The 17303-nt window shown below is 63.7% G+C and carries 14 protein-coding genes and 1 pseudogene; 10 read left to right on the top strand and 5 right to left on the bottom strand.

Translation table 11 applies throughout. The annotated features are described in order from the left end of the window. Window positions 1-690 (top strand): sigma 54-interacting transcriptional regulator (locus tag EOA29_RS07560; protein ID WP_145969635.1); only part of this gene is annotated, 690 nt, incomplete at its 5' end. A gap of 158 nt (window positions 691-848) precedes the next feature. Continuing rightward, window positions 849-1196 carry a hypothetical protein gene (locus tag EOA29_RS07555; protein ID WP_245464817.1) on the top strand — a complete coding sequence of 116 codons (348 nt, stop codon included), beginning with the start codon at window positions 849-851 and terminating at the stop codon, window positions 1194-1196. Between the two features lie 4 nt (window positions 1197-1200). Here EOA29_RS07555 and ggt read toward each other — a convergent pair whose 3' ends face one another. From ggt to EOA29_RS07540, 3 genes are all read right to left on the bottom strand, one after another. Beyond that, window positions 1201-2940, bottom strand: coding sequence for a gamma-glutamyltransferase (gene ggt / locus EOA29_RS07550; RefSeq protein ID WP_126090246.1), 1740 nt, complete (start codon window positions 2938-2940; stop codon window positions 1201-1203). Window positions 2941-3175: 235 nt separating this feature from the next. Beyond that, window positions 3176-4468: an L-rhamnose catabolism isomerase gene (rhaI, locus tag EOA29_RS07545; protein WP_126090247.1), complete on the bottom strand. Its 1293-nt coding sequence runs from the start codon at window positions 4466-4468 to the stop codon at window positions 3176-3178. Window positions 4469-4617: 149 nt separating this feature from the next. Further along, complete coding sequence (locus EOA29_RS07540; protein ID WP_126090248.1) at window positions 4618-6720, bottom strand: bifunctional rhamnulose-1-phosphate aldolase/short-chain dehydrogenase; 2103 nt, start codon at window positions 6718-6720, stop codon at window positions 4618-4620. 188 nt (window positions 6721-6908) lie between these two features. Between EOA29_RS07540 and EOA29_RS07535 the strand changes: the two genes are divergently transcribed. From EOA29_RS07535 to EOA29_RS07505, 7 genes are all read left to right on the top strand, one after another. Then, entirely contained in the window at window positions 6909-7718 is an 810-nt protein-coding gene (locus EOA29_RS07535; RefSeq protein WP_126090249.1) for a DeoR/GlpR family DNA-binding transcription regulator, read from the top strand. A 55-nt stretch (window positions 7719-7773) separates the two neighbouring features. Next, complete coding sequence (rhaS, locus tag EOA29_RS07530; protein WP_042637283.1) at window positions 7774-8769, top strand: rhamnose ABC transporter substrate-binding protein; 996 nt, start codon at window positions 7774-7776, stop codon at window positions 8767-8769. A 119-nt stretch (window positions 8770-8888) separates the two neighbouring features. Beyond that, window positions 8889-10442: a sugar ABC transporter ATP-binding protein gene (locus EOA29_RS07525; RefSeq protein ID WP_245464818.1), complete on the top strand. Its 1554-nt coding sequence runs from the start codon at window positions 8889-8891 to the stop codon at window positions 10440-10442. Further along, window positions 10439-11416, top strand: a complete 978-nt coding sequence (locus EOA29_RS07520; RefSeq protein ID WP_126090250.1) for an ABC transporter permease — start codon at window positions 10439-10441, stop codon at window positions 11414-11416. The genes EOA29_RS07525 and EOA29_RS07520 overlap by 4 nt, the downstream gene beginning before the upstream one ends. Next, window positions 11413-12414, top strand: coding sequence for an ABC transporter permease (locus EOA29_RS07515; protein ID WP_126090251.1), 1002 nt, complete (start codon window positions 11413-11415; stop codon window positions 12412-12414). Before EOA29_RS07520 ends, EOA29_RS07515 begins: the two co-directional genes overlap by 4 nt. Beyond that, window positions 12414-12728, top strand: coding sequence for an L-rhamnose mutarotase (gene rhaM / locus EOA29_RS07510; RefSeq protein WP_189350378.1), 315 nt, complete (start codon window positions 12414-12416; stop codon window positions 12726-12728). Before EOA29_RS07515 ends, rhaM begins: the two co-directional genes overlap by 1 nt. Further along, window positions 12725-14083 (top strand): FGGY-family carbohydrate kinase, encoded by a 1359-nt coding sequence (locus EOA29_RS07505; RefSeq protein ID WP_126090252.1) that lies wholly within the window; start codon window positions 12725-12727, stop codon window positions 14081-14083. Before rhaM ends, EOA29_RS07505 begins: the two co-directional genes overlap by 4 nt. A gap of 279 nt (window positions 14084-14362) precedes the next feature. Here the strand turns inward: EOA29_RS07505 and EOA29_RS07495 are convergent, their stop codons facing one another. Together EOA29_RS07495 and galE are read right to left on the bottom strand one after the other, a co-directional pair. Next, on the bottom strand, window positions 14363-15613 hold the full coding sequence (locus tag EOA29_RS07495) for a D-amino acid dehydrogenase (protein ID WP_126090253.1): 1251 nt from the start codon (window positions 15611-15613) through the stop codon (window positions 14363-14365). A gap of 101 nt (window positions 15614-15714) precedes the next feature. Beyond that, window positions 15715-16710: a UDP-glucose 4-epimerase GalE gene (gene galE / locus EOA29_RS07490; protein WP_126090254.1), complete on the bottom strand. Its 996-nt coding sequence runs from the start codon at window positions 16708-16710 to the stop codon at window positions 15715-15717. Between the two features lie 391 nt (window positions 16711-17101). Between galE and EOA29_RS07485 the strand changes: the two are divergent. After that, window positions 17102-17303, top strand: a pseudogene (locus EOA29_RS07485) (5-aminolevulinate synthase); the annotation flags it as partial.

Here is a 17303-nt window from a genome sequence, read left to right as displayed (position 1 = left end):
GCCTTCACCGGTGCGCAGAAGAAGCGCGTCGGGCGCATCGAGCATTCCAGCGGCGGCACTTTGTTCCTCGACGAAATCGAAAGCATGCCGCCCTCGACGCAGGTGCAGATGCTGCGCGTGCTCGAAATGCGCGAAGTGACGCCGCTCGGCACCAACGAGGTCCGGCCGGTCGACCTTCGCGTCGTTGCCGCCGCCAAGGTCGATCTCGGCGATCCAGGCCAGCGCGGCACCTTCCGCGAGGACCTTTACTACCGGCTCAATGTGGTGACGCTCTCGATCCCGCCGCTGCGCGAGCGCCGGGACGACGTGCCATTGTTGTTCGGCTATTTTGCCGAGCGCGCGGCGGCGCGCTTCCACCGCCCCGTGCCCGCGGCGCCGGCCGCCGTCCAACGCCATCTGAGGGAACACGACTGGCCGGGCAATGTGCGCGAGCTCGCACATTTTGCCGAGCGCTTCGTGCTGGGACTGGAAGAGGTCGATGGGAGCCCGCCCCCTCGGCCGACCGATTCGGATGCCTCCATGCCGTTGCCGGAGCGGCTGGAGCGCTATGAGGCCGAGATCATCCGCGAGACACTTGGTCGCAACGACGGCGACGTCCGGCGCACGATCGAGGCGCTCGGCATCCCGCGCAAGACCTTCTACGACAAGCTGCAGCGGCACGGCATCGTGCGCAGCGATTTCTCCAGATAGATCAAGCGCGTGGAACCGCCGCGCACCCTCGTCCGTTGAGGCTGGCCGGGAAACCGTGGCACGTCGGCACCAGCCGGGCAGTGAACGCATCGCCGCGACGGCGTTGTCGGTTGCGCTCGGCAAGCGTTGATGGTTTGTTGCCGCCCAGCGGAGAACGAATGATGCGCGAATCCCTCGGTCAAGACGAATACGGCTCGGCCAACCCCTACGATCCCGATGACCTGCCCAATCTCAATGCGATGGGGCCGGCGATGGGCGCGGGCAATGATTTCGAGAAATACGCGGTTGCCGTCATCATCGTATTCGGCGCGCTGATCATCGGCGGCCTGATGGCCGCGTCGATGGCTTTCGGCCACCGCAACGGCTTCCTGTTCGCGCTCGGTGGCGCCACCTCCGCCTGGATTTCGGGCAATGCGCTGCTGCTCGACCGGCCGCGCATCTATGCGCTGTTCGTCGGCATCGCCGCCGTGCTGCTGATCGCCTCGACCATCACGTTGGTCGCCTGATCAATCAATAACCCAACGCCTCGCCGGCAGCGGCGCGGCTGTCGATGGCGCCGTTGTAGCGCGCGCCGCCGCCCTTCTCGATCTCGGCCAGGCTCTTGCCGCCGACCAGGATGCCGGCCGCCTGGCCCCAGGTCTGGTCGGCAAGATCGAGATGGTAGCCCATGCCGGCAAGCATCCTTTCGGTATCGGGCGAGAGCCCAAACGGCTCGACATAGACGGCGTCGGGCAGCCATTGATGGTGGATGCGCGGCGCGTCGATCGCCTCCTGGATGTTCATGCCGTGATCGATGACGTTGACGATCGCTTCCAGCGTGATGGTGATGATGCGCGAGCCGCCGGGGCTGCCGATGACCATGAACGGCTTGCCGTCCTTGGTGACCACGGTCGGGCTCATCGAGGACAGCGGCGTCTTTTTCGGCTGGATGGCGTTGGCTTCGCCCTGGACGAGCCCGTAGAGGTTGGGCACGCCGGGCTTCTGGGTGAAATCGTCCATCTCGTTGTTGAGCAGGATGCCGGTGCCGTCGGCGACCACGCCGGCACCGAAGGAGCCGTTCAGCGTATAGGTTACCGCCACCGCATTGCCGTCCTTGTCGATGATCGAGTAGTGGGTGGTCTCCTTCGACTCGCCGAACCCTTTGGGCATCAGGTCCTTCGAGACGCCGGCGCGGAACGGATCGATCTTGTCGCGGATGTCCTTGGCGTAGCCCTTGTCGAGCAGCTTCGAGACCGGATTGTCGACGAAATCCGGATCGCCCAGCGCGGAATTGCGGTCGACATAGGCGCGGCGCATGGCCTCGACCATGACATGGACCGTCTCGGCCGATCCGGCGCCGAGATAGGACAGCGGATAACCTTCGAGCACATTGAGGATTTCGCAGATGATGACGCCGCCCGAGCTCGGCGGCGGCGAGGAGATGATCTCGTAGCCGCGATAGGAGCAGGTCACGGGCTTCAGCTCGCGCACCGCATATTGCTCGAAATCACCCTTGGCGAGGATGCCGCCCTTGGCACCGCTTGCCTTGACGATCGCGTCGGCAATTGCGCCCTTGTAGAAGGCGTCTGGTCCCTTCTCGGAAATCGCCGAAAGCGACGCGGCGAGGTCCGGCTGCGGGAGCCGCTCGCCGGCGGCGTAAGGCTTGCCGTCGGGCTTGAGGAAGATTGCTGCCGCGGCCGGATCCTTGGCCAGCCGGTCGGCTTTGCTCGCGAAGGAAGCGGCGTCGCCCTGGTTGAGGACGAAGCCGTCCTTGGCATAGGCAATTGCCGGCGCCATCAGGTCCTGCCGGGGGAGCGTGCCGTATTTTTGGCGCGCCAGCTCGAAGCCGGCCACGGAGCCCGGCACGCCGACCGCGAGATAACCGTCGAGGCTGGCGCCCTTGATCGGCTTGCCGTCCTTGTCGAGATACATGGTCTTGGTGGCGGCGAGCGGGGCGCGCTCCCGAAAATCGATGAAGGTCGAGCGGCCGTCCTTCAGGCGAATGGTCATGAAACCGCCGCCGCCGATATTGCCCGCATTCGGATAAACGACGGCCAGCGCATAGCCGACCGCGACAGCGGCATCGACCGCGTTGCCACCCTTCTTCAACACCTCGACACCGACTTCGGTAGCGAGATGCTGGGCGGTCACCACCATGCCATGCTCGCCCTTGGCCGGAGCGGGCGAAGCGGCGAAGGCAATTGCTGATTGTGCGAAGGCGAAGGTGAGCGAAAGGCTGACGGCGATCAGCGTTCGGCGGGTGAGATGCATGGCGGGGCTCCAGGGGCGTGGGGGACGCCTAGGAAAGACCGTAGGGGCGCGTTAGTCCAACAATAATTGAAGAAGCGTCTGCGAGAGCCCCCTCACCCGGATTGCCAACCGAATTGTGAAGAGCAATTCGGGGCAATCCGACCTCTCCCCAAAGGGAGAGGAGGTCCCCAATGCTGATACCCGCCTCTTCTCCCCTCGGGGAGAAAGTGGCCGCGAAGAGGCCGGAGAGGGGGACTCAGACAATCCCGCCGCCGCCACTGGCGACCGCCGGCCGTTCCGCCGCCACTTTCGCCCGGTAGCCGGCCTCGCGATAGGCGGCGACAGGATCGATGGCGCCGCCGGTCCCGAGCCGCGCCATGGCAAGGATCGGCTCGACATCGGTGCGGTAAGCCGCCTTCAGTGTCTGCGTCGCCATCAGCGCGTCGTTCTCTTCCTGAAGCCCTTCCAGTGCCTTGCGATCCACCAGCAGCGCCTGCGCATAGGCGCGCTGCACCTCGACCGCCGACAGCATCAGGCTCTCGATCGGATCGGTGACGTTGTGGCTCTGGTCGAGCATGTGCGCGGGATTGAATCCTTTCGCGCCCGAAAGCTCGGCATCGACCAGCTCGTTGAAGACCAGGAACAGCCGGTAGGGATCGATCGAGCCGGCATCGAGGTCGTCGTCGCCATATTTGGAATCGTTGAAATGGAAGCCGCCGAGCTTGCCGAACTGGATCAGCCGCGACACGATCATCTCGATGTTGACGTTGGGCGCGTGATGGCCGAGGTCAACCAGGCAGTAGGCCTTGTCGCCAAGCTCCTTGGCGATGATGTAGTTGGTGCCCCAGTCCTGCACGACGGTCGAATAGAAGGCTGGCTCGTACATCTTGTGCTCGGTGAACAGCCGCCAGTCGGCCGGCAGGCCGGCATAGATTTCGCGCATCGCATCGAGATAGCGCTCGAAGGCCTTTGCGAAATTGACCTGGCCGGGGAAGTTCGAGCCGTCGCCGATCCACACCGTCAGCGCCTTCGAGCCGAGCGTCTTGCCGATCTCGATGCATTCGAGATTGTGCTCGACAGCCTGCCGGCGCGTGCCGGCATCGGTATGCGAGAGCGAGCCGAATTTGTAGGAGAGCTTCTGATCCCTGGCGTCGGAGAAGGTGTTGGAGTTCATGGCGTCGAAGCCGAGGCCGAAGCGGGACGCCGCCTGATTCAGCCGGTTTGGGTCGGCCTTGTCCCAAGGGATGTGCAGCGAGACCGTCGGCGTCGCCTGCGTCAGCTGGCTGATGACGGCGCAGTCCTCGATCTTGTCGAAGATGTCGCGCGGCTCACCAGCGCCGGGAAAGCGGGCAAAGCGCGTGCCGCCGGTGCCGACGCCCCAGGACGGGATCGCCACGCCGAATTCTTCGACCTTGTCGCGGATCGCGTCGATGGCAATGCCGCAGCGGTCCAGGCGCTCGCCAAGCGAGGCATAGTCGCGCTCGAGGTCGGCTTTTCGCGCGGCGTTGCTCTTTTCGATTACGTCAGCCGAGATGATCAATTCGGACACTGCTGTTTCCTCCCGAAAGTGCGGCTTTACCCTCCCCCTTGTGGGGAGGGTGGCCCGTAGGGCCGGGTGGGGGTCCCCCCGCCCCGGCAAGCACTCACCGCTTCGCGGCGATTGCCTGCCGACCCTCCCCGCAAGGGGGAGGGTAAAAGTTACCGCGTAAAACTCTGCGCGTTGCCGGCGTCGACATTGACGATGTTGCCGGTCGACTTGGCCGACATGTCGGAGGCGAAGAAGTAGATCGCCTCGGCAATGTCTTCCGGGAAGACCGAGCGCTTCAGCATCGAGCGCGAGCGGTAATGCTCCTCGAGATCGTCGGTCGACATCTTGTAGGCGGCGGCGCGTTGTTCCTTCCACTCGCCGCTCCATATCTTGGAGCCGCGCAGGACCGCGTCGGGATTGACGACGTTGACCCTGATCTGCGCCTCCGCGCCTTCGAGCGCGAGGCAGCGCGCGAGATGGATCTCGGCCGCCTTGGCCGTGCAGTAGGCAGCGGCATTGGGCGAAGCGGCAAGGCCGTTCTTGGAGGCGACGAAGACGACGTTGCCGCCGATCTTCTGGGTGCGGAACAGCCGGAAAGCCTCGCGCGAAACAAGGAAATAGCCGGTCGACAGGATGTCCATATTCTTGTTCCAGAGCGCCAGCGTCGTCTCCTCGATCGGCGCCGAAGAGGCCAGGCCGGCATTGGAAACCAGGATGTCGACGCCGCCGAATTCGACCGAAGTTTCAGCGAATCCCGCAGTCACCTGATCTTCCGATGTCACATCGATGCGTACCGGACGGACGAAGTCCTTGCCATAAGCCTTCGAGAGTTCTTCGTTGGCGCTGGCGAGCGCCGCCTCGTCGATATCGGCAAGCACCACGCAGGCGCCTTCGCGCAGCAGCCGGTTGGCGGTGGCGCGGCCGATGCCGCCGGCACCGCCGGTGACCAGCGCGATCTGGCCGGCCAGCGCCTTCGGCTTCGGCAGGCGCTGCAGCTTTGCTTCCTCGAGCAGCCAGTATTCGATGTCGAAAGCTTCCTGCGCCGGCAAACCGACATAGGACGAGACGGTCGAGGCGCCGCGCATCACGTTGATGGCGTTGACGTAGAACTCGCCGGAGATGCGCGCCGTGGCCTTGTCGCCGGCGAAGGTGAACATGCCGACGCCCGGCATCAGATAGACAACCGCATTCGGATCGCGAATGGCAGGCGAGTCCGCGTGCTTGCAGGCGTCGTAATAAGCCTGGTAGCCGACACGGTATTCGGCGATGTCGTCGGCGAGGCGCGCGATGACGGCGTCGACATCCGGGTTCTTCGGATCGAACTCGATCACCAGCGGCCGGATCTTGGTGCGCAGGAAATGATCCGGGCAGGAGGTGCCCAGCGCCGCCAGCGGCCGCAGGTCCCTGGAATTGACGAATTCCAACACGGCCGGTTGGTCGTCGAAATGGCCGAGCTTGTGGCTCTTGTCGGAGATGAGGCCGCGGATCCGCGGCATCAGCTTGGCGGCAATGGCGCGGCGGGCCGGCGCGTCGAGCGACTTCACCACCTCGCCGCCGAAGATCGCCTTGCCTTGGGACTTGCGCTCGAACCAGTCGATCGCCTGGTTGATCACCGAGATCGTGGTTTCGTAGCACTCCTTCGGCGTGTCGCCCCAGGTGAACAGGCCATGGCTTTCGAGCACGACGCCCCTGGCGTCCGGATTTTCGAGGCAAAATTTCTCCAGCCACAGGCCGAGCTCGAAGCCCGGCCGCTTCCACGGCAGCCAGCCGATGGCATCGCCGAAGATCTCTTTCGTAATCGCCTTCGAATCCTTGGCGGCGGCAATGGCGATGATGGCGTCGGGATGCATGTGGTCGACGCAAGCCTTGGGTACGAAGGCATGCAGCGGCGTGTCGATCGAGGCGGCGCGCGGATTGAGGTTGAAGGTGCAGTGGGGCAGATAGCCCACCATCTCGTCCTCTTGCTCGACGCCGCGATAGAGCTCCTTAATGGAGCGCAGCTTGTCCATGTATAAGGTGGCGAAACCGTCAAGCTTGATCGAGGCGCTGTCGCCGCCCGAGCCCTTGACCCACAGGACTTCCACCTCCTCGCCGGTCAGCGGGTCTTTCTGCCAGACCTTGGACGAGGTGTTGCCGCCGCCATAGTTGGTGACGCGCTTGTCGGAGCCGAGCGTGTTCGAGCGATAGACCAGGAGCTCGGGGCCGCTCATCCCTTCGGCTTTTGCATCGTCCCACAGATTGGCGAGGCGCGAGCCGGAGCGCTTGTCGAGCATAGGTATCCTCCCTTGAAGCGCGGACCGTGCGCTCCTCTTTTCTCGCCGGGAATGTCTACGCAAGTGGTCCGCTTGTCAATCACAAACGATCAATATCGATCATATTGCACTGCACAATGAAATTATATGATCGGAAATGATTGACACTGCGCGTTTTCTAGTGCCTGATGGCCTGGCAGGGAGGAACCATGCACGAAAAAGAGCGCCACAGGATCATTCTGTCCGCCGTCCAGGAAAAACCTGTGGTGACGGTGCAGGAAATGGTCGAGCTGACGGACTCCTCCGAGGCAACGATCCGGCGCGACATCGCGGCCCTCCACGTGCAAAAGCGCCTGCGCCGGGTGCGCGGCGGCGCCGAGGCGATCTCGCCGCCGCAGTTCATCGGCCTTGCCGGCCGGCCTTTTTCCGTCAACGAGACGCTGAACGCGGCGCAGAAGCGTGCGATCGCGCGGGAAGCGGTGAACCTTTGCAAGGATGGCGAGCCGATCATCATCAATGGCGGCACCACCACCTTCCAGATGGTGCATTTCCTGACCGGGCGCCGCATGCCGATCTTCACCAATTCCTTCCCGATCGCCGAGCACCTGCTAAAGCATTCGAAGAACACGGTGATGCTGTCGGGCGGTACGATCTACCGCGAGCAGAACATCATCCTGTCGCCCTTCGACAATGACGTGACGCGCAATTTCTATGCGCGCCGCATGTTCATGGGCGCTCAAGGCCTGGGACCGCTCGGGCTGATGGAGGGCGACCCGCTCTTGATCCAGGCCGAGCAGAAACTGATCGACCAGGCCGACGAGCTGGTGGTGCTGGTCGATTCCTCGAAATTCCGCATGCGCTCCAGCCTGATCCTGTGCGGGCTGTCGCGCATCGCAACGGTGATCACCGACGACGGCGTCGAGGACCGCGAAGCCAAGATGCTGGAAACAGCAGGCGTGGCGCTGATCGTCGCCAGCAAACAGTCAAGCAACAAGGAAGAATCTTCACTGCAGGCCTGAGGTGAACTCACGCCCGCAGCGGCGATGGAATGCAACGCTCAAGGGAGGATATTCGATGAGCTTTTTGAAGAAACTGCTGGTAACGGCGGCCTTTTCCGCCGCCATGTTCGTGAATGCCGCCTATGCCGAGAACGTCAAGATCGCGCTGGTCGTGAAGTCGCTCGGCAACGGCTTCTTCGACGCCGCCAACAAGGGCGCCGAGGAAGCGGCCAAGGAGCTGGGTGACGTCGACGTCATCTACACCGGCCCGACCAAGGCGACCGCCGAGGCGCAGATCGAGGTGATCAACTCGCTGATCGCGCAGAAGGTCAACGCGATCGCCGTCTCGGCCAATGACGCCGACGCGCTGGTGCCGGTGTTGAAGAAGGCGATGGATCGCGGCATCACCGTGATCTCCTGGGACTCCGGCGTCGCCAAGGAAGGCCGCCAACTCCACCTCAACCCGTCCGACACCGGCCTGATCGGAGAGACCATCATCAAGCTCGCCGCCGACTACCTGCCGGAAGGCGGCGACGTCGCGATCCTCTCGGCCTCCTCGACCGCGACCAACCAGAACGCCTGGATCGAAGCGGCCAAGAAGGTGCTGCCGGAGAAGTTCCCGAAGATCAAGCTGGTCGCCACCGTCTATGGCGACGACGATTCGGCGAAGAGCACCGATGAAGCCAAGGGCCTGCTGAAGTCCTATCCGAACCTCAAGGCGATCATCGCGCCGACCACCGTCGGTGTCGTCGCCGCGGCGCAGGTGGTGACCGATGAGAACCTGATCGGCAAGGTCAACGTCACCGGCCTGGCGCTGCCGTCCGAGTTCAAGAAGTTCATCGACAACGGCGCCAGCCAGGCGGTGGCGCTGTGGAACCCGATCGACCTTGGCTATTCGGCGATCTATCTGGCCCATGACCTCGCAGTGAAGAAGGAAGAGGCCAAGCCCGGCGCCACGCTGTCGATCGGCCGCGTCGGCAAGGTGACGCTCGACGACACCAACTCGGCTGCGATGGCTCCGCCCTTCCAGTTCGACAAGACCAACATCGAGAAGTTCTCCAAGATCTATTGATCTCGGACGCCAGTACCCTCCCCTTGTGGGGAGGGTCGGCGAGACGGTCTTGCGAAGCAAAGCCGGCGAGACGGGGTGGGGGGTGGCGACATCTCCATGCACCAGGACCTTAACTTGATATGCTAGACAACCCCCACCCCGCTCACGTCGTTCGCGACCCTCCCCACAAGGGGGAGGGTAAGGCTCCGCGCCTGACGCTGTTAGGCATTTCCAAGAGTTTCCCGGGCGTGCGCGCGCTGCACAATGTCAGCCTGTCGCTCTATCCCGGACAAGTCACGGCGTTGATCGGCGAGAACGGCGCCGGCAAGTCGACGCTGGTCAAGATCATGACCGGCATCTACCAACCCGACACCGGCGAAATCAGCATCGACGGCCAGGCCACGACGCTGCCCAGCGCGCACGCCGCCTTCGGCCACGGCATCACCGCCATCCATCAGGAGACCGTGCTGTTCGACGACCTATCGGTCGCCGAAAACATCTTCCTCGGCCATGCGCCGCGCACCCGCCTCGGCACCATCGACTGGCGCACGATGCGCAAAGATGCGCGCGAGGTGCTGGAGACGATGCGCGCCGGCCATATCGATGCCGACACGCGGCTGAAGGACCTCGGCATCGCCAACAAGCACCTCGTTGCCGTTGCTCGCGCGATGTCGATCGATGCGCGCATCGTCATCATGGACGAGCCGACCGCCGCACTTTCGATGAAGGAGATCGAAGAGCTTTTCCTCTTGATCGAATTCCTGAAGAGCGAAGGCAAGGCGGTGCTCTTCATCAGCCACAAGTTCGATGAGATCTACCGCATCGCCGACCGCTACACCGTCTTCCGGGACGGCGAGATGGTCGGCGAAGGCCTGCTCAAGGACACCGGCCAGAACGAGATCGTGCGCATGATGGTCGGCCGCAACGTCGACCACATTTTCCCTGAGCGCAAGCCGAAGATCGGCGCGCCGGTGCTCGCGGTCTCCGGCCTGTCGCATCCGACGGAGTTCGACGACATCGGCTTCGAATTGCGCAAGGGCGAGATCCTCGGCTTCTACGGGCTGGTCGGCGCCGGGCGCAGCGAGGTGATGCAGGCGATCGCCGGCATCACCCGCACCAGCCGAGGCACCATCTCGCTGGACGGCAACTCAATCGCGCCGAAATCAGCGGCTGATTCCATCGAGGCCGGCATAGTCTATGTGCCGGAAGAGCGCGGCAAGCAGGGCGTGGTCATCGGCCTGCCGATCTTCCAGAACGTATCGCTGCCTTCGCTTGCGCGCACCTCGAAATCCGGTGTGCTGAGGCTCGCGGAAGAATTCTCGCTTGCCCGTTCCTACACCGAGCGGCTCGATCTGCGCGCCTCATCGCTCAGCCAGGACGTCGGCACGCTTTCCGGCGGCAACCAGCAGAAGGTGGTCATCGCCAAATGGCTGGCCACGACGCCCAAAGTGATCATCCTCGACGAGCCGACCAAAGGCATCGACATCGGCTCCAAGGCCGCCGTGCACGGCTTCATGGCCGAGCTCGTCGCGCAAGGCCTGTCTGTGATCATGGTCTCGTCCGAGCTGCCCGAAATCCTCGGCATGTCGGACCGGGTCGTGGTCATGCGCGAGGGCCGCATCGCTTCGGTCTACGACAACAAGGGGCTGGACGCCGAAACGCTGGTGCGAACCGCAGCGGGGATCGCGGCATGAAGAACTTCCTCAAATACCGCGAGATCTGGCTGCTTGCCGGCATCGCCGTGCTGATCGGCCTGATTTCCACGCGCTTCCCTGGCTTTGCCGACCCGGCCAATCTGCGCCAGGTGTTCAACGACACCTCGATCCTGATGATCCTGGCGCTGGGACAGATGGTGGTGATCCTGACGCGCTCGATCGATCTGTCGATGGCGTCCAACCTCTGCTTCACCGGCATGGTGGTGGCGATGCTCAACGCCGCGCATCCGGCGATCCCGATCCCGGTGCTGATCGCCATCGCACTGTTCGTCGGGCTGGTGCTCGGCGCCATCAATGGCTTCCTGGTGTGGCGGCTGAACATCCCCTCGATCGTGGTGACGCTCGGCACGCTGACCATCTATCGCGGCGCGACCTTCGTCGTGTCCGGCGGCGCCTGGGTCAATGCCGACCAGATGAGCCCGGACTTCATCAACTTCCAGCGCGCCGCCTTCCTCGGCCTGCCGGTGCTGTCGTGGATCGCTATCATAGTCATCGCGCTGTTCTTCCTGGTGATGACGCGCACGCAGATCGGCCGCTCGATCCATGCCATCGGCGTCAATCCGACCGCGTCGGTCTATGCCGGCATCGATGTCGGCCGCACCAAGTTCATCGTCTTCTGCATTTCCGGCATGATCGGCGGGCTCGCCGGATACTTGTGGATCTCGCGCTATGTGATCGCCTCGGTCGAGGTTGCGAACGGCTATGAGCTCAACATCATCGCCGCCTGCGTGATCGGCGGCATCTCGATCGCCGGCGGCATCGGCTCGGTCGGCGGCGCGGTGCTAGGGGCGCTGTTTCTCGGCATCATCTCCAACGCGCTGCCGGTCATCAACATCTCGCCCTTCTGGCAGATGGCGATCTCGGGCAGCGCCATCATCCTGGCCGTGGTGCTCAACGCGCGCGGCGAGCGCCGGCAGGGCCGCATCATCCTGAGAAAGGCGGAAGCGGCATGAGCGACACTCCTCACCCACGCCGCATACCGGACCGGCTCGACAAGCCGCTCTCTTCCGCGATCTTCTCTTGGGAGGCGCTGCTCGTCGTCATCGCGGTTCTCATCTTCGCGGTCAACAGCTTCGCCTCGCCCTATTTCCTTGATCCATGGTCGCTGTCGGACCTCACCTTCAACTTCACAGAAAAGGGCCTGATCGCGCTTGCCATGGCGCTGCTGATCATCTCCGGCGAGATCGATCTTTCGGTCGCGGCGATCGTGGCGCTCGCCTCGACCATGATGGGCATGGCGGTGCAGTCCGGCGCCGGCACGCCGGTGCTGGTGGCAATCGGCGTCGTTGTCGGGCTGGGCTGCGGCGCCTTCAACGGGCTGCTGGTGACGCGGCTCGGTCTGCCTTCCATCGTCGTCACCATAGGTACGATGAGCCTGTTCCGCGGCATCGCCTTCATCATCCTCGGCGACCAGGCCTATAAGGGCTATCCGGAGAGCTTTGCGTTCTTTGGCCAGGGCTATGTCTGGTGGGTTTTCTCGTTCGAGCTGGCGCTGTTCCTCGTCGCGGCGCTCATCTACTGGTTCGTGCTGCATCGCACGAGTTTTGGCCGGAAGGTCTTTGCCATCGGCAACAATCCGGTCGCCTGCCAGTTCTCCGGCGTGCGCGTCGGCCGCATAAAATTCATCCTGTTCTGCCTGACCGGGCTGATGTCGGGCATCGCCTCGGTGCTGATCACCTCGCGGCTCGGCTCGACAAGGCCCTCGATCGCGCAGGGCTATGAGCTGGAAGCAATCACCATGGTGGTGCTGGGCGGTGTCTCGATCCTCGGCGGCGCTGGCAGCATCTTGGGCGTCGTGCTCGCCGCCTTCATCATGGGGCTGGTGACGTTCGGACTCGGCCTGCTCAACGTGCCGGGCATCGTCATGTCGATCTTCATCGGGCTATTGCTGATCATCGTGATCGCGCTGCCCATCGTGTGGCGCCGCCTGCGCGAAGGACGCTTCGCCTGATGGAGAAATACGCCTTCAAGATGAAGCTCAACTCCGGCATGAAGGCCGAATACAAGCGGCGCCATGAAGAGATCTGGCCGTCGCTGGTCGCGCTTTTGAAGCAGGCCGGCGTCTCCGATTATTCGATCCATCTCGATGAGGAGACCAACATCCTGTTCGGGGTATTGTGGCGCAGCAGCGATCACGGCATGGCCGATCTGCCCAAGCATCCGGTGATGCAGCGCTGGTGGGCGCATATGGCCGACGTCATGGAGACCAAACCCGACAACGAGCCGGTGGCGGTGCCGCTGGAAACAATGTTCCATATGGCATGATTGTCGCCGTCATCGATATCGGCAAGACCAACGCCAAGCTGGCGCTGGTCGACCTCGCGCGCATGGCCGAAGTAGCGCTTCGCCGCACGGCCAATGCCGTCATCGCGGACGGCCCCTACCCGCATCACGATGTCGAGCGATTGTGGGCCTTCATCCTCGAAAGCCTCTCCGACCTCCACCGCGAGCAGCCCATCGACGCCATCTCGATCACCACCCATGGCGCGACCGCGGTGCTGGTCGATGCCGAAGGCGGGCTTGCGCTTCCGGCGATCGACTATGAATTCACCGGCACCGATGAACTTGCGCAGAACTATGATGCGGTCCGTCCGCCCTTTGCCGAGACGGGCACGCCGCGCCTGCCGGCCGGCCTCAACATCGGCGCGCAGCTCTTCTGGCAGCAGAAGCGCTTTCCTGCCGAGTTCGCGCGCGCCGCCGCGATCCTGATGTATCCGCAGTACTGGGCGCTGCGGCTTACCGGTGTCGCCGCTAACGAAGTGACATCGCTCGGCTGCCATACCGATCTCTGGAACCCCTGGCAGGCCGACTATTCGTCGCTGGTCGACCAGATGGGCTGGCGCCAGCTGATGGCACCGGTGCGGCCGGCAAGAGACCGACTGGGGCCGATCCTGCAGGCGATCGCGCAACAGACCGGACTCGACCCCGCGACTCCCGTCTTTTGCGGCCTGCACGACTCCAACGCCTCGCTGCTGCCGCATCTTTTGTCCGATCGGCCGCCTTTTTCCGTCGTCTCGACCGGCACCTGGGTGGTGTCGATGGCCGTCGGCGGCAGGAAGGTCGAGCTCGACCCGGCGCGCGACACGCTGGTCAATGTCAACGCGCTCGGCGACCCCGTGCCTTCGGCCCGCTTCATGGGCGGGCGCGAATTCTCGTTGTTGACCGGGGGCCAGCCGGTGGATTGGGACGAGGACGATGTCGCCGCCGTGCTTGCGCGACAGGCCTTGCTGCTGCCTTCCACTCAACAGGGCTCCGGACCGTTTCCGCATCGCGCCGCGCAATGGCATAATGCCGAGGCGTTGAGCGCCGGCCAGCGCTTCGTCGCCATCTCCTTCTATCTGGCGCTGATGACCGCGACTTGCCTCGAGCTGATCGGCGGCGACGGACCGACGACGGTCGAGGGGCCCTTTGCCCAGAACCGGCTCTTCATCCGCATGCTGGCGGCAGCGACAGGCAGGCCGGTCATCGCATCGGAGACATCGACCGGGACCAGCATCGGCGCGGCGCTGCTCGCATCGGATAGCGCTAACGTCATGAGCGAAGGCGAGCTGACCGAACCATCCGCCGATCCGGCTTGGCACGATTACGCGCGATCGTGGCAGCAGGTCGTCGGGACATGATCTGCGCCCAGATGCTTGCCATTATCTGACGGTCGGCGCCGCCCCTCATTGCCCTGCCGGGCATTTCTCCCCGTATAGTGACGGGGAGAAAGACGCTGTCTCGACGATTTCGCCAATCGCCAGCGATGCAGAACAGTGCGCAGCCGTTTCGGCTAGCCCCCTTCTCCCCGTCACTTAACGGGGAGAAGGTGCCGGCAGGCGGATGAGGGGCAGCGCCTGCCTCGGCAATTGGCGACTCGCCAAACATGCCGCAAGTTATCACTGCTAAGATGATTGCCCTCAATTGGCGTAAAGCAGCCCCTGCGGATCGATCTCAGGTTTGCGGCCGGCGACGAGGTCGGCCAGGAATTTTCCCGAGCCGCAGGCCATGGTCCAGCCGAGATGGCCGTGGCCGGTATCGAGATAGAGGTTGCGGTATTTCGCCTGGCCGAAGATGGGCACGGAATTCGGCATCATCGGCCTCAGGCCTGCCCATAATACAGCTTTCTTCTCGTCGAAGGCGCCGGGGAAAAGGTCCTTGCCGGTCTCCAGAATGGTTCTGAAATCGCGAGGCTTGAACGCGCGGTCGAAGCCGGTGAATTCCGCCGTCGAGGACATCCGCAGCCGGTTTCCCAGCCTCGAATAGCCGATCAGCCGGTCCTCGTCGGCGCCGCCCATGGTCGGGCCCTTGCTCTCGTCCTCCAGCGGGATGGTCGCCGTGTAACCCTTCACCGGATAGACCGGCAGGTCGATGCCGTAGCGGCGGCCGATGAGGCCGCTTTCCGGTCCCATGGAGATGACGACGGCGTCGCCTGTAACCGGGCCGGCCGAGGTCATCACCGCGCGCACGTGATCGCCCTCGATATCGAGGCCTTGCACGGTCGTGCCGAACAGGAATCTGACGCCGAGCTTCTCGGCCGCGTAGGCGGCAAGCTTGTCGACGAACTGCTTGGAATCGCCCGTCTGGTCGATCGGCGAATAGATGCCGCCGGCGATCTTGCCCTTCACGCCGGCGAGGCCCGGCTCCAGCTCGGCCAGACGGTCGCGGCCGACGATCTCGATCGGCAGGCCGTGCTCGCCGAGATAGCGGTAATTGTCGGCGCCGGTGTCAAAACTCTTCTGCGAGCGGAAAAAGTAGAGGATGCCTTTCTTGCGCTCGTCGTATTGGATGCCGGTCGCGTCCGACAGCGCGTTGATGCAATCGCGCGAATAGAGCGCGAGCCGGAGCTTGACGTCGGTGTTGGCGCGCAGGCGCGTCGCCGTGCATTCGCGCAGGAAACGCAGGCTCCAGGCATAGAAATAGGGATCGAGGCGCAGCCTGACCTTGATGCCGAGGTCGTGGTTCCACAGCGCCCGCAGGAAGGTCTTCAGCGCCGCGGGCGAAGCCCAGGCGGTGGCGTCGCCTGGCGAGACAAGACCGGCATTCGACTGGCTGGTGCCGCGCGCCGCCGCTTCATGGCGCTCGATGACCGTCACCTCATGGCCGTCTTTAGCCAGATAGTAAGCGGCCGCCGTGCCAACGACGCCCGCCCCGAGCACCAAAACCTTCATGCCGTCCCTCAAGGATCATTCCAACAGCGCGCGTTTACGCACCACTGCATGAGCCTCAATACCGCGTCTAAACGGACCAGACGAGCCCTTGGCCCAACAGGTCAGTTTCGAACGGAGTTCTTGCCCGTCAGGATGCGCTCCCAGGCCAGCGCATCCTTGACGATCTGGTCGAGGTCGTCGCGCTGCGGCGCCCAGCCGAACTCCTTGCGGGCAAGCTCGGAATTGGCGACGACTGCGGCGGCATCACCCGGACGGCGGTCACCCATGCGGACATCGAAATCATGGCCGAAGGCGCGGCGCACGCTCTCGATCACTTCGAGAACCGAATAGCCGTGGCTGTAGCCGCAATTGGCGACGAGGCTCTCGCCGCCTTCGCGCAGCCGCTGCAGCGCCAGCCGGTGCGCCGCCGCGAGATCGCTGACATGGATGTAGTCGCGGATGCAGGTGCCGTCCGGCGTCGGATAGTCGTTGCCGAAGACCTGCATGAAGGGCCGCTTGCCGAGCGCGGTCTCGCAGGCGACCTTGATCAGATGCGTGGCGCCCGGCGTCGACTGACCGGTGCGGCCCTTCGGATCGGCGCCGGCGACGTTGAAGTAGCGCAGCGCCGTGTAGCGGATATCGTGCGCGATGGCGGCATCGCGCAGCATCCATTCGCTCATCAGCTTGGAGAGGCCATAGGGCGATTCAGGCGCCAGGCGCGCGTCCTCGCGCACCGGTTCCAGCCCGGCGCCGCCATAGACGGCGGCAGTGGAAGAGAAGATGAAATGCGGCACGCCCTCACGTACCGCGGTTTGGATCAGCGTGCGGGTCTTGCAGGTGTTGTTCTCGTAATAGCCGAGCGGATCGGCGACCGATTCCGGCACCACGATCGAGCCCGCGAAGTGGATGATGGCGTCGATCTTGTTTTCCCGGATGATCCGGCCGACCAGCTCACGGTCGGCGACGTCGCCGACGACGAGCTTCGCCTCGGGCGCCACCGCCCATTCGAAGCCTGTGGAAAGCCGGTCGAGCACGACGACGCTTTCGCCGGCGTCGAGAAGCTCCCAGACCATGTGGCTGCCGATATAGCCGGCACCGCCTGTTACCAAAACCGTCATCATCCACCTCGCTGATCAAGATTTATCGGAAACTGTCTCAACAGCCACCGTGCTGGAAACCCCGCCGCAAGCCCATTAAAGCGCGTCGAAATGGATACAGTCGACGCGCTTTAAGTTTTGTTTTGATGCATGTCGTTCCCCCAAAACCGCTGTGCACTTTTGGGCGATATGCATTAGCCTCCCTGAATGTTAAGTCTGTAACAGTTCCTCCCGCCCGAGGCATCGTACCGAAACAAAACTGGTTCACACCCTCGTTCACACATCCTGGAGGAATAGGCCACGATCCGGCAGCGTTAGGAACAGGCCCGGGGCGTGGCATTTTGACCGGTTTGGTCCGGTGGACGCGCATCAGGCCGGTGACTATGATCCGGCGCAAAATTGGGAAGCCGACATGAATTACCAGCGGTTCTTCGAAGACGCGATCGACCAGCTCCATGCGGAGCGGCGCTACCGGGTTTTCGCCGATCTCGAACGCATCGTGGGCAAGTTCCCGCGCGCCATCTGGCGCTCGAACGGCCGCGCCCAGGAAATCACCGTCTGGTGCTCCAACGACTATCTCGGCATGGGCCAGAACGGCGATGTGATTACCGCTT

The sequence above is a fragment of the Mesorhizobium sp. M1E.F.Ca.ET.063.01.1.1 genome, from assembly GCF_003998155.1.
Classification (GTDB): Bacteria; Pseudomonadota; Alphaproteobacteria; order Rhizobiales; family Rhizobiaceae; genus Mesorhizobium.
This window is presented reverse-complemented; position numbering and strand designations above follow the sequence as displayed.

What these genes read in the sequence shown, in the direction of transcription:
- EOA29_RS07525 (WP_245464818.1), top strand. Translation starts at nt 8,889, where the DNA reads ATGCTAGACAACCCCCACCCCGCTCACGTCGTTCGCGACCCTCCCCAC.
- EOA29_RS07555 (WP_245464817.1), top strand. Translation starts at nt 849, where the DNA reads ATGATGCGCGAATCCCTCGGTCAAGACGAATACGGCTCGGCCAACCCC.
- EOA29_RS07505 (WP_126090252.1), top strand. Translation starts at nt 12,725, where the DNA reads ATGATTGTCGCCGTCATCGATATCGGCAAGACCAACGCCAAGCTGGCG.
- EOA29_RS07520 (WP_126090250.1), top strand. Translation starts at nt 10,439, where the DNA reads ATGAAGAACTTCCTCAAATACCGCGAGATCTGGCTGCTTGCCGGCATC.
- EOA29_RS07535 (WP_126090249.1), top strand. Translation starts at nt 6,909, where the DNA reads ATGCACGAAAAAGAGCGCCACAGGATCATTCTGTCCGCCGTCCAGGAA.
- ggt (WP_126090246.1), bottom strand. Translation starts at nt 2,940, where the DNA reads ATGCATCTCACCCGCCGAACGCTGATCGCCGTCAGCCTTTCGCTCACC.
- rhaM (WP_189350378.1), top strand. Translation starts at nt 12,414, where the DNA reads ATGGAGAAATACGCCTTCAAGATGAAGCTCAACTCCGGCATGAAGGCC.
- EOA29_RS07495 (WP_126090253.1), bottom strand. Translation starts at nt 15,613, where the DNA reads ATGAAGGTTTTGGTGCTCGGGGCGGGCGTCGTTGGCACGGCGGCCGCT.
- EOA29_RS07515 (WP_126090251.1), top strand. Translation starts at nt 11,413, where the DNA reads ATGAGCGACACTCCTCACCCACGCCGCATACCGGACCGGCTCGACAAG.
- galE (WP_126090254.1), bottom strand. Translation starts at nt 16,710, where the DNA reads ATGACGGTTTTGGTAACAGGCGGTGCCGGCTATATCGGCAGCCACATG.
- EOA29_RS07540 (WP_126090248.1), bottom strand. Translation starts at nt 6,720, where the DNA reads ATGCTCGACAAGCGCTCCGGCTCGCGCCTCGCCAATCTGTGGGACGAT.
- rhaS (WP_042637283.1), top strand. Translation starts at nt 7,774, where the DNA reads ATGAGCTTTTTGAAGAAACTGCTGGTAACGGCGGCCTTTTCCGCCGCC.